The 14,142-nt window shown below is 71.3% G+C and carries 13 protein-coding genes; 4 read left to right on the top strand and 9 right to left on the bottom strand.

The window, feature by feature from the left end; genetic code table 11:
• Positions 1 to 54: 54 nt before the first annotated feature.
• Positions 55 to 2,202 (bottom strand): flotillin family protein, encoded by a 2,148-nt coding sequence (locus ACGFY9_RS02585; protein WP_393751176.1) that lies wholly within the window; start codon positions 2,200 to 2,202, stop codon positions 55 to 57.
• Positions 2,203 to 2,311: 109 nt separating this feature from the next.
• The gene (locus ACGFY9_RS02580) at positions 2,312 to 2,941 is read right to left on the bottom strand and encodes a hypothetical protein (protein WP_393751174.1); all 630 of its coding nucleotides are present in this window, start codon (positions 2,939 to 2,941) and stop codon (positions 2,312 to 2,314) included.
• Positions 2,942 to 3,216: 275 nt separating this feature from the next.
• On the opposite strand from ACGFY9_RS02580, the gene ACGFY9_RS02575 reads away from it, so the two are divergent.
• Positions 3,217 to 4,275, top strand: a complete 1,059-nt coding sequence (locus tag ACGFY9_RS02575; protein WP_393751172.1) for a PucR family transcriptional regulator — start codon at positions 3,217 to 3,219, stop codon at positions 4,273 to 4,275.
• A 90-nt stretch (positions 4,276 to 4,365) separates the two neighbouring features.
• Here ACGFY9_RS02575 and ACGFY9_RS02570 read toward each other — a convergent pair whose 3' ends face one another.
• From ACGFY9_RS02570 to ACGFY9_RS02555, 4 genes are all read right to left on the bottom strand, one after another.
• The gene (locus tag ACGFY9_RS02570) at positions 4,366 to 4,704 is read right to left on the bottom strand and encodes an SCO5918 family protein (RefSeq protein WP_393751170.1); all 339 of its coding nucleotides are present in this window, start codon (positions 4,702 to 4,704) and stop codon (positions 4,366 to 4,368) included.
• 169 nt (positions 4,705 to 4,873) lie between these two features.
• Positions 4,874 to 5,077 (bottom strand): cold-shock protein, encoded by a 204-nt coding sequence (locus ACGFY9_RS02565; protein ID WP_019063123.1) that lies wholly within the window; start codon positions 5,075 to 5,077, stop codon positions 4,874 to 4,876.
• Between the two features lie 212 nt (positions 5,078 to 5,289).
• Positions 5,290 to 5,616: a MerR family transcriptional regulator gene (locus tag ACGFY9_RS02560; RefSeq protein ID WP_393751168.1), complete on the bottom strand. Its 327-nt coding sequence runs from the start codon at positions 5,614 to 5,616 to the stop codon at positions 5,290 to 5,292.
• A 135-nt stretch (positions 5,617 to 5,751) separates the two neighbouring features.
• Complete coding sequence (locus ACGFY9_RS02555) at positions 5,752 to 6,594, bottom strand: hypothetical protein (RefSeq protein ID WP_393751167.1); 843 nt, start codon at positions 6,592 to 6,594, stop codon at positions 5,752 to 5,754.
• Positions 6,595 to 6,799: 205 nt separating this feature from the next.
• Here ACGFY9_RS02555 and ACGFY9_RS02550 point away from each other — a divergent pair, with 205 nt between their 5' ends.
• Positions 6,800 to 7,243, top strand: coding sequence for a DUF5994 family protein (locus tag ACGFY9_RS02550; RefSeq protein WP_393751165.1), 444 nt, complete (start codon positions 6,800 to 6,802; stop codon positions 7,241 to 7,243).
• A gap of 27 nt (positions 7,244 to 7,270) precedes the next feature.
• On the opposite strand, the gene ACGFY9_RS02545 is transcribed toward ACGFY9_RS02550, so the two are convergent.
• Both ACGFY9_RS02545 and ACGFY9_RS02540 read right to left on the bottom strand, forming a co-directional pair.
• Complete coding sequence (locus ACGFY9_RS02545; protein ID WP_393751163.1) at positions 7,271 to 8,041, bottom strand: TIGR03943 family putative permease subunit; 771 nt, start codon at positions 8,039 to 8,041, stop codon at positions 7,271 to 7,273.
• A complete protein-coding gene (locus tag ACGFY9_RS02540; RefSeq protein ID WP_393751161.1) occupies positions 8,038 to 9,126 on the bottom strand; it encodes a permease in 1,089 nt (362 codons plus the stop codon). The genes ACGFY9_RS02545 and ACGFY9_RS02540 overlap by 4 nt, the downstream gene beginning before the upstream one ends.
• Before the next feature lie 180 nt (positions 9,127 to 9,306).
• Between ACGFY9_RS02540 and ACGFY9_RS02535 the strand changes: the two genes are divergently transcribed.
• Positions 9,307 to 11,217 carry an NAD-binding protein gene (locus ACGFY9_RS02535; protein ID WP_393751159.1) on the top strand — a complete coding sequence of 637 codons (1,911 nt, stop codon included), beginning with the start codon at positions 9,307 to 9,309 and terminating at the stop codon, positions 11,215 to 11,217.
• A 105-nt stretch (positions 11,218 to 11,322) separates the two neighbouring features.
• Here ACGFY9_RS02535 and ACGFY9_RS02530 read toward each other — a convergent pair whose 3' ends face one another.
• Entirely contained in the window at positions 11,323 to 13,140 is a 1,818-nt protein-coding gene (locus ACGFY9_RS02530) for a S9 family peptidase (protein WP_393751157.1), read from the bottom strand.
• Positions 13,141 to 13,299: 159 nt separating this feature from the next.
• Between ACGFY9_RS02530 and ACGFY9_RS02525 the strand changes: the two genes are divergently transcribed.
• A complete protein-coding gene (locus ACGFY9_RS02525) occupies positions 13,300 to 14,094 on the top strand; it encodes an SURF1 family protein (protein WP_393751155.1) in 795 nt (264 codons plus the stop codon).
• Positions 14,095 to 14,142: the final 48 nt, after the last annotated feature.

Genomic DNA, 14,142 nt, shown 5'->3' with positions numbered 1-14,142 from the left:
GGAACTGCCGTCCCCTGTGCGGCAGTTCCGGACCGTTGGTGGGGGTCAGGCCGGTCAGGCCTTGACCGGGTGCCCGTTGAGCGCGGCCAGCGGGGTGTCCGCCAGGCCCAACTCGCCTGCCTTGTCCAGCAGTTGCCGTACCTGACCGGAGTTCGCCGGGTCCGAGGTCATCAGCTTCATCAGCAGCGCGGACACGGTGAGGTTCTGTACGTCCGCCGTGGAGACCGGGCTGAGGACGCGGGCGAGGTCGTCGGCGATGTTCGACGTGCCGTCCAGCCAGGGACGCGCCAACGCCTGTGCCGTCTGGGAGTTCTGGACGAATCCGTCGACGCCCTTGCCGAACGAGATCGACGACATCAGCCGGTCGAGGAAGACCGAGTCGCCGCCGACGATGTCGATGTCGGCGTGCTCCAGACCCGTCGCGAGGACCGTGGCCTGCGCCTCCGCGACCTGCCGCTGCACGTCGAGCCCGGCCAGCCGGATCTCCTTCTCGGCCTGCAGCCGCAGCCGGTACTCCTCGTGCCCGCGCGAGGCGTCGTCGAGGGCGGCCATCGCGGCGGCCTTCTCGGTGAGGCCCTCCGCCTCGGCCTTGAGCTTCTCGCCGATGCCGGTGGCTTCCGCGAGCGCGTTCGCCCGTACACCCTCGGCCTGCGCGAGCACCTTGGCCTGCGCGCCCTCCGCCTCCGCGAGCGCCTTGGCCCGGGTGCCCTCGGCCTCCGCCCGCAGCCGGGCCTCGGTGCCTTCCGCCTCCGCGCGCAGCCGCGCCCCCGTGGCCTCGGCCTCGGCGCGGCCGGCCTTCACGGTGACCTCGGCCTCCTTGTCGCGGACCTGGACCTCGGCGAGTCCGGCCGCCGCTGCCTCCGCCTGGATGCCCTCGGCTAGCCGCAGCTTGGCGCGGGCGTCGAGGTCGGCGGACTTCAACCGGGCCTCGGCGAGGGTGAGTTGCTCACCGGCCCGGTGCTTGGCGGCGGCCTCCGCGGCCTCGGCGCCCTTGATGTCCTTGACCAGCTTCTCCTGCGCCTCCGCCTCGGCGGCGATGATCACCGACTGGCGGGTGCGCTCGGCCTCCTCGACGACCCGCAGCTTCTTGATGGCCTCCTCCTGCTCGGCGACCGTACGGTCCACGGCGATCCGTTCCCGGACCACGTCCGCGACCTCGCGCCGCTCCGCCTCGACCTCCTTGTCGCGGGCGATCCCGGACAGGCTCGTCTCCCGTTCCCTGGCGATGACTTCGAGGAGCCGGTCCTTCTCGATGCGCTCGTTCTCGACGGCGATGACCCGCTCGCGGTTCTTCTGCGCCACGGCGATCTCGCGGGCCTGGTTCTCGCGCTGGACGCCGAGTTGCTCCTCGGTACGAAGGAACGCGGTCTGCGCGCCCAGCCGTTCCTCCTCCTGCACCTTCGCGGTGGCGGCCTCCTCGCGTGCCCGCAGGACCTCCACCTCACGGCGCTGCTTGATCTCCGCCTCGGCCTGCCGGCGTTCCAGCTCCAGGATGGTCTCCCGGGCGTCGACGTTCTGCCGGGTGATCTCCTTCTGCTCGGTGCGCTGGAACTCGTTGGTGCGCACGTGCTCGATCGTCGTCAGCTCGGTGATCTTGCGGATGCCCTGCGCGTCCAGGATGTTCTGGTTGTCGAGCTGGGTCATCGGCGTCTGTTCGAGGAAGTCGATGGCCGCGTCGTCGAGGTGGTAGCCGTTGAGGTCGGTGCCGATGACCTGGATGATCCGGTCCCGGAACTCCTCGCGCTTGGTGTAGAGATCGACGAAGTCCAGCTGCTTCCCTACGGTCTTCAGCGCCTCGGAGAACTTCGCGGCGAAGAAGTCCTGGATCGCCGCCGGGTCGCTCGCCGTCTGGGTGCCGATGGCCTGCGCGACCTTGATGACGTCCTCGACGGTCTTGTTGACCCGCACGAAGAAGCTGATGTGGATGTCGGCGCGGATGTTGTCCTGGCAGATCAGGCCCTCGCGCCCGGTGCGCCGGATCTCGATGGTCTTCACCGAGATGTCCATGAACTCGGCCTTGTGCAGCACCGGCAGCACGACCGCCCCGGTGAAGGTGACGTCGACCTTCTTCGTCTTGGAGACGATCAGCGCCCGCCCCTGCTCCACCTTCCGGAAGAGCCGGCCGACCACCAGGAGCAGGGTGAGCGCGATGAGCAGGACAACGGCGACGAACACACCGATGCCGACGGTGATGGCGTTCATGACATGGGTCCCCAAGAGATGAGAAGGGTGGTCGACGACCAGCCAGGGATCAGCGGGTGAGAGCGGCGGGTGGAGATCAACGAGCGTGCGGGCGGCCTGAGTTGGCGGCCTATCCCGTCGTGCCGGGGCCGGTCCGCGGGTCCAGCGCGCTGTCGTAGGGCGCGACCCAGAAGAACTCGCCGGTCTCGTCGTAGGCGTAGAGCAGTCCGGTGCTGCCGCCGGCGAGGGCGTCGTTGCCCGTCTGCCGGACCTGGACCACCGCGGCCGAGCCGTCCGCCGACCTGACCTCCGCCTGGCCGAAGCCGGCGTCGACCCGCCCGGTGCGGATCGTGCAGGTCAGCCCGACGAAGTCCAGCCGGGACGGCCCGTGTTCGTCGGGGAACAGGCGGTGCAGGGGTCGTACGAGCAGCTTGGTCGCCTGCCAGGAGACGTACACCGTGCCGGTCAGCACGACCGCCCCGACCAGGACTCCGACCGGACCGGAGGGGACGAGCAGCACGCTCGCGCAGTAGCTGATCAGCCAGCCGACGGCGGTGAACAGCGAGAAGGCGAGGGTCACCGGGACCCCGCCGAGGGCCCAACCATCGCCGTGCGCACGGGAGTTGAGGTGAACGTGGGCGTGTCCGTGGGCGTCCGCCGCGCCCAGCGCGACCAGCAGCCAGAACAGGACGACCACGGTGAGCGCGGCGGTGAAGACGACGGTGGGAAAACCGGTCGCGGCAGCGAAGAACGCCCCCATGATCCCGGCCCCCCGTTCCCTGTCCGTGTCCGATGCCCGTCGCGTTCAGCACGCGTCGAGAGTGTTAAGACTCCGGGAGGCGCGGATCGTGGTCCCGGTGCTGGACACCTGCCGGTGTCCGGCACCGGAACCTTCCGCGGTGCTCCCCTGACGCCATGGTGCACGCGGGGTGCGCGCCCGCGCATTGCCGGAACCCGGCAGTGTTCATTAGGGTCTTGATGCCGGTGACGCGCTAAGAAAGCGTCACCAGGGCGTCAAGAAAAACGGGGGCGGAGTTGCCGGAGCGCGACATACCTGAGGACTATCTGGCGGGGTACGCACCGCTCCTGGCGGAGGTCGCCGGCACCGGACGCCGCCTGACCCGGGCCGAGTTGGCGGCCCGCCGCGCCCTGGGCGAGCAGGCGGCCGAGGCCGGTCACGGACTGCGCTCCCTGGTCAACGCCCATCTAGCCGCCACCCGCGCCGCCTGGCCGCAGACTCCCGGCGCCGCCGACTGCACCCTTGCCGCGGTGCAGCAAGTGGTCGACGCCTTCGCCGAGGGCTACGAACGCGCGCAGCGTCTCGCCGTACGCCAAGAAGAGGCGGCGCGGCGGGAGTTCATCGACGACCTGCTCTACGGCCGCAGCGATCTGGGCCGGATCGCGGAACGCGCCGAGCGCTTCGGCCTGCGTCTCTCCCACTCGCACGCGGTCGCCGTGGTCCAGGGCCCGACGCCGTACGACGAGAGCGCGCCGGTGCCGCGTCAGGTGGAGCGCGCGATGATCAGCCGTTTCGGTGACCGCAGCATCCTGCTCACCACGAAGGCCGGCCGGATGCTGTGCGTCGCGCCCGGTGACCAGGACGACATCCTCGCCCACTTCGCCAAGCAGTCGTACGCCGCCGCGGAGGGCGCCCGCGCGGCGATCGGCCGGCCGCAGCCGGGCGCGGGCGGCATCGTCCAGTCGTACGAAGAAGCCCTGAACACGCTCGAACTGGCCGAGCGGCTCAACCTGGAGGGGCCCCTCCTGCGCGCCGCCGACCTGCTGGTCTACCCGGTGCTCACCCGCGACCGGCAGGCGATGGCGGATCTGGTCCTCGACGCGCTGGGCCCGCTGACCAGGGCACGCGGCGGTGCGCGCCCGCTGCTGGACACCCTGTCGACGTACTTCGACTCCGGGTGTGTGGCGGCGGAGTCGGCGCGCCGGCTCTCGCTGAGCGTGCGCGCGCTGACCTACCGGCTGGAACGCATCCATCAGCTGACCGGCGCGGATCCGGCGGACCCCGGCCAGCGGTACACACTGCAAACGGCGGTCATCGGGGCCCGCCTGCTGGACTGGCCCGACAAGGAGCTGTGAGGAGCCGGGACGCAAAGAGCGACCTCGCGCCCGGATGGATCTACGGCGGCGTGGTCGCTCGGGGTGTGCGGGAACGTGCGGGCGGAGGCGTCAGCCCAGGGTGGTGCCGATGTACGAGGTCGATTCCGGGCCGGAGTCCGTGGGGTTCTCCGCGGCGGGGGCCGGTGCGGGCGCGGGGGTGGCGGGCGCGGGCGGCGTCTCGTGGCAGGTGAAGCCGAGCCGTGTGAGGGCCCTGGTCACCTCGAAGGCGGTGAAGTCACGGCGGTCCTGCTTGGTGATCACCTCGCCAACCTGCTTGACCGGGTACAGCTTGCGGCTGATGACGGCACAGGGACCGGTGACGGGCTGCTCCGGGCGGATGCCCTTGAGCATCTCCTCCACCTCGCTCTTCGTCAGATCGAAGGGGTAACGGGCGATCACGCAGCGCATGGTGCCTCACCAAGGGGTTTCGAGCGGGAGGAGAGGGGAGGATTTCTCCTCGGGGAAAGCCGGGGATGCCGGGTAAGTCGAGAACGGCCGGGGAACGGCAGGTAAATGAGCAGATACGAAAAGGGACCCGCACCCAAGGTGCGGGCCCCTGTTTCGCAGCTTCGCGTGCTTAGGCGGGAACGATGTTCTCCGCCTGCGGGCCCTTCTGGCCCTGCGTGATGTCGAAGGTCACCTTCTGACCTTCCTGCAGCTCGCGGAAGCCCTGGGTGGCGATGTTCGAGTAGTGGGCGAAGACGTCAGCGCCGCCGCCGTCCTGCTCGATGAAGCCGAAGCCCTTTTCCGCGTTGAACCACTTCACGGTACCGGTGGCCATGTCTTAACTCCTAGGCAGTGCACGAGATCCGCACTTTACGAATCTCCTCCATCGCCGTGATGATCACCTGCACCGGAGGTCCGGTTCAAAATTGGCAACCACAACTGCAACTGAAGTCAGCCTAGCACGGAACCCATTTTCGCGACGGGGAAATTCGGCGGGAAAAGGGCCGTCCGAAACGGTGAATTTCTGTTTCGGGGACATCAGATTTTCTACCGATGGGATGAGTGGCGCAGCTCCTCGTTGACGCGCAACGCTTCGTCCAGCCGGTCCTCCAGGCTGATGATGCGGCACGCGGCCTCGATGGGCGTTCCCTGGTCGACCAGCTCGCGCGCGCGGGAGGCCGTACGGAGCTGACGGCGCGAGTAGCGGCGGTGGCCGCCGTCCGACCGCTTCGGGGTGATCAGCCCGGCCTCACCCAGTGACCGGAGGAAACCGGGGGTGGAGGCGATCAGCTCGGCGGCCCGGCCCATGGTGTAGGCGGGGTAGTCGTCGTCGTCGAGCCGGTCGGCCGCGGGCTGCTGGCTTTCTGCGGGCATGTACACCTTTCCTGCGGCCACCGGGGAGGGACGGCGTGCCGCCGGGGGAGCTGGTTCCCCCGTACGGGAACTCTAGTCGCACCCGGGGAATCTCTGTCGCGGCGAGCACAGATGTCCTCACGCCGATCGACGCGCTCAGGGTGCCAGAACCAGCACCCGGCAGGCGCCCGGAACCCGTGGATCAAGGCCGTCGGGGCCCCGCAGGGAGCCCCGTTCGGGTGCTCTCGCGGGGTCCGGCGTGGCTCCCGCGACGTCCTGCCAGCCCCATGCCCGGTAGGCCGCCAGGGTCTCGGTGTCGGTGCGGGGCACCAGGGTGACGCCGAGGGCCGGCGCGTGATCGGCGAGCAGCCGGCGCTGCAGGCGCCGGGCGAGGTTCCAGTCCCGGTCCTGGTAGTGGGTGCGCACGCGGGGCGGGACGACGATCCCGGAGACGGCGAAGAGTCCGCCGGTGACCGCGAGGCCGTGCAGCAGCCGGGGCAGCCGGGTGTCGTGGCCCTGCCACCAGGGATCGGCGGCGCGCACGGGGAAGCCGTAGGCGCAGGCCGTCAGGGTCGTGTTCTCGGCGATCAGCAGGGTGAAACCGGGGCGCCGGACGTCACCCGCGAGGCGCCGCAGGAAGGCGGTGCGGGAACGGTTGCCCGTGCGGGGCCCGCCGCAGGTCTCCTCGTACAGCACGCCTAGGTCCTGGAAGCGGTCCTCGATCTGGCGGCGGCTGAGGGGGCGGACGCGGTCCCCCTCCCAGGGGGACGGGCCGCGCTCGCGGTTCGACGTGGGGGGCTCGTGGCCGGTTGTGGACCACGTCCTCTCCCAGCCCGCCGTACCGGCACCGCCGTGTCCGGCGAGGGCCGCGGGCGCGTCCGCGGCCACCGGCCGACCGGGCACATTCACGGTCATGGGCTGAGCCCTGCCCCGGGCGCGGAACGGGTCCGCCCCGGCGTCGTGGTTCGCCGAGAACGGCACCGGTGCGATCCGGTGCACGAGAAATCCTCGGTCCTTTCACGGTACGCCCGCGCGCCGCGGAGGGGCTCGGAGTGCCTCCGGCGCAGACCGGCCCGCCCGGGGCGGGAGTACGGTGAGCGATACCGGGAGTTCTCCGCACCTCGGCTCTGGCGCCGTCGTCGTTCCCAGTGCACCACGGCACCGGACCGCCGCACGACGGACGGCCGGGGACAGGGACCGCGACATGAACGCGCCCACGGACGCCCACAGTTCGCCCGCCTCGGACACCATCGCCTCGTCGCCCGACGTGGAGCAGACCGCCCCGCCCCTGCTCCGGCTGCGCCTCGCCGCCCACACCTCCGTACCGCGCCTCCTCGACGGAGCCTGGTGGCCGCACTCCTACGACGTGCTCACCGAGGTGCCGCGCCTGCTCGCCGGACTGCCCCGGACCTGGGGGCACATCGTCAGCGTCATGGTGAACGGGCGGGTCTGGTCGACCGCCCCGGGCCGGATGCTCGTGGCCAACCAGGTCGTACGGCTGCACCGGACCACCGCCGTGCACGCCCCGAACACCGTCGTCCTGCTCGCGCCGGGGCGCGGCCGCTGGGACCTGCTGGTCGTACCGCCGGAGCTGACGGAGGAGGCGGCCGAGCCGATCATGGCCGCCGCGGTCGCCAACCTCCGCTGAGACCAGGCCGGTTACCGGTTCCGGCTGTCACTGGTTCCAGCTCTCGTCGTACGGGTCCTTCGGCGTCGGGACCGGTTTGGCCTCGGTGACCTGGAAGTAGGGGATCGGGCGGTTGTTGATGGGGTCCTTGGTCTGCTTGGGGCTGTAGGTGCCGGTGATCTCCAGCCAGGTGTCGGGCTGAAGTACCGGTGGGATCTTGCCCGTCAGCGCGATCTTCACCGGCTGGGCGTCCGCGGCACAGCAGTTGAGGGCCATGCGGACGAGGAACGGGGAGCCCGACTTGTCCAGCGCGACGAAGCCGGTGACCTTCAACTGCCGGGTGCCCAGGGACCGTCCGTGGTCGTAGACCGCGCGGCTCGCGTAGTCGACCAGGCCGATGGTGAGCGGGTTGCTGTCGGGGAGCTTGAGGAGGCCGTACGGCTGCTGGATGGCTGTGCCGGTGCGGACCGCGCTGTAGGAGCCGAGGGCCGGCGGGGCGACCAGGATCAGGGCGAAGAGGGGGAGAATCAGGAGCCAGGAGATACGGGGTTCGCGGTGGACGTGGCCCTCGGGAGCGCCGTCTTCGGTGTGGGCTTCCGTGTGCGCCGCCTCCGCTTCCGCCTGGGCCTTCTCCCTCCGCGTCCGGCGCCACTCGTACCAGGCCGTCGCCAGTGCCGTCACGATGAGGACCACGCCGGAGAGCAGCAGGAGCGGCTGGAGGCCTGCCTTGACGTAGCGCAGGTAGAGGTTGGTGAATCCCGCGTGCAGGAGGGCCGCGCCGACGAGGAACAGGACCGCCGCCTGTGCCTGCCGGTTCACAGGAGCACCGCCCCGGTGACGACCGCGCCCGCGATGGCGAGGACGAAGGTGGCGGGTGCGAAGCGCATCGCGAAGCCGCGGCCGAACGTGCCCGCCTGCATGGCGAACAGCTTCAGGTCGATCATCGGGCCCACCACCAGGAACGCGAGCTTGGCCGTGAGCGAGAACTGGGTGAGCGACGCGGCGACGAACGCGTCCGCCTCCGAGCAGATCGACAGCAGGACGGCGAGGATCGAGAGGGCGAGGATCGCGACCACCGGGTTGTCGGCGGCCGTGCGCAGCCAGCTCGCCGGTGCCACCGCCTTGAGCGTGGCCGCGGACATCGCGCCAAGGACGAGGAATCCGCCGGCCTGCATCACGTCGTGCCGGACCGAGCCCCAGAACGCGGCCCCCTTGGTCTCCCCCGCGTGCGGTTCGTGGGCGGGCAGGCGCAGCCAGTCGGTGCGGCCGATCCGCGTCCACAGCCAGCCCATCACGCAGGCCACGAGCAGGCTGCCGACGAACCGGGCGAGCACCATCTCCGGGTTGCGCGGGAACGCCACCGCCGTCGCCGTCAGCACGATCGGGTTGATCGCCGGGGCGGAGAGCAGGAACGCGATCGCCGCCGCCGGGGTGACGCCCCGGCGCACCAGCGCCCCGGCCACCGGCACGGACGCGCACTCGCAGCCGGGCAGGATCGCGCCCGCCATGCCGGCGATCGGCACGGCCAGCACGGGGTTCTTCGGCAGCGCGCGGGTGAAGAACGTCGCCGGTACGAACACCGCGATCCCGGCCGACAGCAGCACGCCCAGCACCAGGAAGGGCAGCGCCTGCACGACGACGGCCACGAAGACCGTCATCCAGCTCTGCATCACCGGCGCGGACAGCGCCTGACGGATCGGACCCTGCGCCAGTACGACCACGAGCAGCACCATGGTCAGCACGAGCGGCGAGTTGAACTGCCAGCCGTCCTTCGCCGCCTTCGCCTCTTCGGCGGGCGCGGCCGGTGACTCCTTGGCGGGTGCGGCCGGTTGCGTGTCCGGTTTCGTGTGCGGTTCCGGCGGCGTCTCCGTGGTCGGCGCGGCTGGTTCGGTGGTGATGGCCACGGGTGAGATACCTCCGGCAGACGCCTGGTTTCGCGAGTTTTGCTCCCTGTCTCTGCATACGGCAGCCGGGGCACGGGTGTTCAGCGGAATACTGGAACCACCCGCCTCCTTGGGGCAGTCTTTCCTCTCGTGGCGAGCAGCGTTCCGAATCAGACCCCTCCGGGCAGTGCCCGGGCACACATGGTGGTGTGCGGCGACGACGCGCTCGCGCACCGGCTCGCCGTCGAACTCCGCAGTGTCTACGGCGAGCAGATCACCCTCGTCGTCCCGCTCTCCGAGGCCACCGCCCGGCCGCCCGTCGTCGGCCGTGCCCGTGCCGCCTCGGCCGCGCTGCTCGACCGGGTCAACGCGGCGGTGGGCCGGGCCAACGGCAATGGCGGTGGCGGCAACGCCGGTCCCGTCGCCCCCGAACCCCCGCGCGGGGAGCGGGTGCTGGAGGTCGCCGAGCTGACCGAGGCCGTGTTCGCCGAGGCGGGCGTGGAGCGGGCGACCGCGCTGGCCCTCGTCTATGACGACGACGAGACGAACATCCGCGCCGCCCTCACCGCCCGCCGCCTCAACCCCCGTATCCGGCTGGTGATCCGCCTCTACAACCGGCGGCTGGGCCAGCACATCGAGGAACTCCTCGACCAGGCCGCCGCGTTGGCGACCGGTGACGGGACGGGTGGCGGTCCCGGTACCGGGTTCGACGCGTCCACGACCGTCCTCTCCGACGCCGACACCGCCGCACCCGCGCTGGCCGCGACCGCGCTCGCCGGCACCAGCAAGGTCGTCCAGACCGACGGGCTGCTGCTGCGCGCGGTGGAACGGCCGCCGCCGGGACCCGGGGAGGTGGCCGATCCGGGCCTTGCCACGCTCGCCCTGCTGTCGGCGACCAGCAGCGACCCGGCCGGCGCGGACGGCTCCGAGGGCATGGGCGAGCAGGGCCCGCGCCTGCTGCCCGGCGCGGCGGCCGTCGCCTCCGCCACCGGGCGCGGGACCGTCGTCCTGGAGCAGGTGTCGTACGCCGGGCCGCAGTTGCCGGTCGGGCGCGGGGGCGGTGTCGTCCCGGCGTGGTCCTCGCTCTTCTCGCGGCGGCTGCGGTGGTCGCTGGCGGGCATGGTGGCCTGTGTGATCGCGCTCGCCGTCTCGCTGTGGCTGGTGACTCAGATCCATCCGCTGACCGCCTTCTATCTGACGCTGCTCGATCTCTTCGCGATCGACGACCCCGCGATCGGGGCGTCTCTGGGGCGGCAGATCCTTCAACTCCTGTCCGGTCTCGTCGGGTTGCTGATGCTGCCGGTGCTGCTGGCCGCGGTCCTCGAAGCCCTCGGCACCTTCCGTACGGCGTCCGCGTTGCGCAAGCCGCCGCGGGGACTCGGCGGGCATGTCGTGCTGCTCGGGCTCGGCAAGATCGGCACCCGGGTGCTGACCCGGCTGCGCGAACTCAACATCCCCGTGGTGTGCGTCGAGGCCGACCCCGAGGCCCGCGGGCTCGCGGTCGCGCGCCGGCTGCGGGTGCCGGTGATCCTCGGTGACGTCACCCAGGAGGGCGTCCTGGAATCCGCCAAGGTCCACCGCGCCCACGCCCTCCTCGCGGTCACCAGCTCCGACACGACGAACCTCGAAGCGGTGCTGTACGCCCGGTCCGTGCGGCCTGATCTACGGGTCGTGCTCCGGCTGTACGACGACGACTTCGCGACCGCCGTGTACCGGACGTTGCGGGCCGCCCACCCCGGTGCCCTGACCCGGAGCCGGAGTGTGTCCCATCTGGCCGCGCCCGCCTTCGCCGGGGCGATGATGGGGCGGCAGATCCTGGGCGCGATTCCTGTCGAGCGGCGGGTGCTGTTGTTCGCGGCGATGACCGTGGGCGGGCATCCCCAGCTGGAGGGGAAGACCGTCGCCGAGGCGTTCCGGGCCGGGTCCTGGCGGGTGCTGGCGTTGGACACGGCGACGCGGGACGCCTCCGAGGACGTACGGCGGTCGGGGTTGGTGTGGGATCTGCCCGAGTCGTATGTCCTGCGGGACTCGGACCGGGTTGTGCTGGCGGCGACTCGGCGGGGGCTGGCGGAGTTGCTGGGGCGGCGACCACGGGACCGGGCCGGGGCTTGAACAGGTGCCCGGCGCCGGGGTCGGCCGGGGGAGGGACCGCAACCCGGCGCTGCGGGGTGCCGTCCGCGCCCACCCGTGCCGCCCCAGCGGCACGACTGCCCGCGGCTAAGCGGACAGGGAATCCGCTCCCCCCAAATACCTCTCCGCGAAGTCCAGTTCCAGCTTCACCTGCTTGATGCGCTCGTCCACCACCAACGACCCGTGCCCCGCGTCGTACCGGTACACCTCGTGCACCGCGCCCCGGGACTCAAGCCGCTTCACGTAGTTGTCGATCTGGCGGATCGGGCAGCGCGGGTCGTTGACACCGGCCGAGATGTAGACCGGGGCCGTGACCTTGTCGACGTAGGTCAGCGGGGAGGACGCCTCGAAGCGGGCCGGGACCTCTTCCGGAGTGCCGCCCAGGAGTGTGCGGTCCATGGCCTTCAGGGCTTCCATCTCGTCGTGGTACGCCGTGACGTAGTCGGCGACCGGGACCGCCGCGATGCCCAGGGTCCACGCGTCGGGCTGGGTGCCGATGCCGAGGAGGGTGAGGTAGCCGCCCCAGGAGCCGCCGGTGAGGATCAGGCGGTCGGGGTCGGCGAGGCCGGAGGTGATCGCCCACTCCCGGACCGCCGCGATGTCCTCCAGCTCGATCAGGCCGACGCGGTACTTCAGGGCGTCGGTCCAGGCGCGGCCGTAGCCAGTGGAACCGCGGTAGTTGACCCGGACGACCGCGTACCCGTGGTCGACCCAGGCCGCCGGGCCCGCCGAGAACGAGTCGCTGTCGTGCCAGGTCGGGCCGCCGTGGATGTCGAAGACCGTGGGGAGGGGGCCGGTGGCGCCCGCCGGCTTCTGGACGAGGGCGTGGATGCGGCCTCCCGGTCCTTCCACCCACACGTCCTCCACCGGGACCGAACCCGGTGACTTCAGGCCGGGCGGGTCCAGGACGACCTCGCCCGTCGTCGAGCGCACGGCGGACGGTTCGGCGGCCGACGACCAGAGGTACTCGACGTTGCCGTCGGGGCGGGCCGTGGCGCCCGAGACGGAACCGGGCGGTGTCGGCACCTTCAGCAGCTCGCCCGAGGCGAGGTCGTAGCGGAACACCTCGCTGCGGGCCTCGAAGCTGTGCGCGATGAGGAGGGCCGAGCCGTCCGGGTACCACTCGGCGCTCACGTCTCCGGGCAGGTCCAGGGACAGGTCGCTCTCGCCGCCCTCGACCACGTCCCACACCAGGGGCTCCCAACGGCCGCGCCGCTGATGGCCGATGAGGAGACGGGTGTCGCCGTCGACGGGTGCGAAGCCGAGGACCTCCAGGCCCAGTTCCTCGGTGCCGCCCTTGGTGTCGTCCAGGTCGGCGACCGCCGTGCCGTCCGGGCGCAGGACGCGCAGCGCCGAGTGCATCGCGTCGCCGTGCTCCGTGTGCTCGATCGCGATCAGCGAACCGTCGTGCGAGAGGTCGCCGACGCCCGCCGACTCGCGGTGGCGGTAGATCAGCGTGGTCTCGTCGCCGGTGCGGGCGAGGTGGATCGTCGTACCGTCCTCGTCGGTCGACCGGCCCACGACCGCCGTCCGGCCGTCGCGGGCGAGGGCGACCCCCGCCGGGTAGGACGGTTCCAGGCCGGGGACCGCCGGTTCGTCCGGGCCGCCCTTGAAGGGCTGGCGGCGCCAGACGCCGAACTCGTCGCCGTCCTTGTCGTCGAACCACCAGATCCACTCCCCGTCCGGGGAGAGCACACCGTCCGTCGTGCCGTTCGGCCGGTCGGTGACCTGGCGTTGCTCGCCCGTCGCCCGGTCCCAGGCGTACAGCTCATACGTCCCTGTCGCGTTCGACACGAACAGGGAACGGTCGGGTGCGTCCTCCGCCCAGTCGGGCAGGGACACGCGGGGCGCCCGGAAGCGCTTCTCCCAGTCCGGTGTGTTCTCGGACCCGTTGCTCTCAGTCATGGCCCCATACTGCCCGCCCACACAGACATTGCACTGACTGGATCCTCAGCCTGTGGATAACTTCGACCAAGTCCCGGCCGGAGCATTGCCGACGCCCGGTGAACCTTCGGGCCGACCCCCGGGCCGAGACCCTTACGGGAGCCCCGTACCGTGGGAGTCGTGTACCGGTTTCTGCTGACATCGCGCTGGTGGGGCATCAACGTCTTCGTACTGCTCGCCATCCCCTTCTGCGTCTTCATGGGCTCGTGGCAGCTGAGCCGGTTCCAGGCGCGCGTGGACAGCAGCCACCAGGCCACCAGGCAGGTCGAGACCGACCGCACGGAAGCGGCCCGCCCGCTCGCCTCCCTGCTCCCGGTCGACCAGAGCACCTCCGGCCGCCAGACCACCGCGACCGGCCGCTACGGCAAGCAACTCCTCGTCCCCGACCGCCAGTTGGACGGGAAGAACGGTTTCTACGTCCTGACCCTGCTGCGTACCGACGACGGCAGGGCCCTCCCCGTCGTCCGCGGCTGGATCCCCGGCAGACCCGATGCCGCGAAGGCACCGGCCGCGCCGACCGGCGAAGTCACCGTCACCGGCTCGCTCCAGGCGTCCGAGACCCCGGGCGACAACGGCGTCAGCGCCCAGGGCGGCCTGCCGTCCGGCCAGACCGCCGCGATCAGCGCGGCCTCCCTGGTGAACCTGGTCCCGTACCACCTGTACGACGCGTGGATCACGCTCGACAAGGGCGACTCGGGGATGAAGGCCGTACCGGCGACCGCGCCCGCGAACACCGGCCTCGACCTGAAGGCGTTCCAGAACCTCGGCTACACCGGCGAGTGGTTCGTCTTCGCGGGCTTCGTCGTCTTCATGTGGTTCCGGCTGCTGCGCCGCGAGGTGGAGTTCGCGCGCGATGCGGAGCTGGGCCTCGTCCCTGAGGACGAGAACGAGGAAGCGGCCCACGCGACCGTCTGACGTGGCCCGACACAGACACAGCCGGGTCCCCCGACCCGGCTGACCACC

The sequence above is a fragment of the Streptomyces sp. NPDC048504 genome, assembly GCF_043200035.1.
Classification (GTDB): domain Bacteria; phylum Actinomycetota; class Actinomycetes; order Streptomycetales; family Streptomycetaceae; genus Streptomyces.
The sequence above is the reverse complement of the archived record's forward strand: the minus strand, read 5'-3'. Positions and strand labels throughout refer to the sequence as shown.

Bases quoted from the DNA above. Each gene is read 5' to 3' on its own strand.
- ACGFY9_RS02585 (WP_393751176.1), bottom strand. From the start codon at position 2,202: ATGAACGCCATCACCGTCGGCATCGGTGTGTTCGTCGCCGTTGTCCTG.
- ACGFY9_RS02580 (WP_393751174.1), bottom strand. From the start codon at position 2,941: ATGGGGGCGTTCTTCGCTGCCGCGACCGGTTTTCCCACCGTCGTCTTC.
- ACGFY9_RS02570 (WP_393751170.1), bottom strand. From the start codon at position 4,704: ATGCGCTGCGTGATCGCCCGTTACCCCTTCGATCTGACGAAGAGCGAG.
- ACGFY9_RS02565 (WP_019063123.1), bottom strand. From the start codon at position 5,077: ATGGCCACCGGTACCGTGAAGTGGTTCAACGCGGAAAAGGGCTTCGGC.
- ACGFY9_RS02560 (WP_393751168.1), bottom strand. From the start codon at position 5,616: ATGCCCGCAGAAAGCCAGCAGCCCGCGGCCGACCGGCTCGACGACGAC.
- ACGFY9_RS02550 (WP_393751165.1), top strand. From the start codon at position 6,800: ATGAACGCGCCCACGGACGCCCACAGTTCGCCCGCCTCGGACACCATC.
- ACGFY9_RS02535 (WP_393751159.1), top strand. From the start codon at position 9,307: ATGGTGGTGTGCGGCGACGACGCGCTCGCGCACCGGCTCGCCGTCGAA.
- ACGFY9_RS02530 (WP_393751157.1), bottom strand. From the start codon at position 13,140: ATGACTGAGAGCAACGGGTCCGAGAACACACCGGACTGGGAGAAGCGC.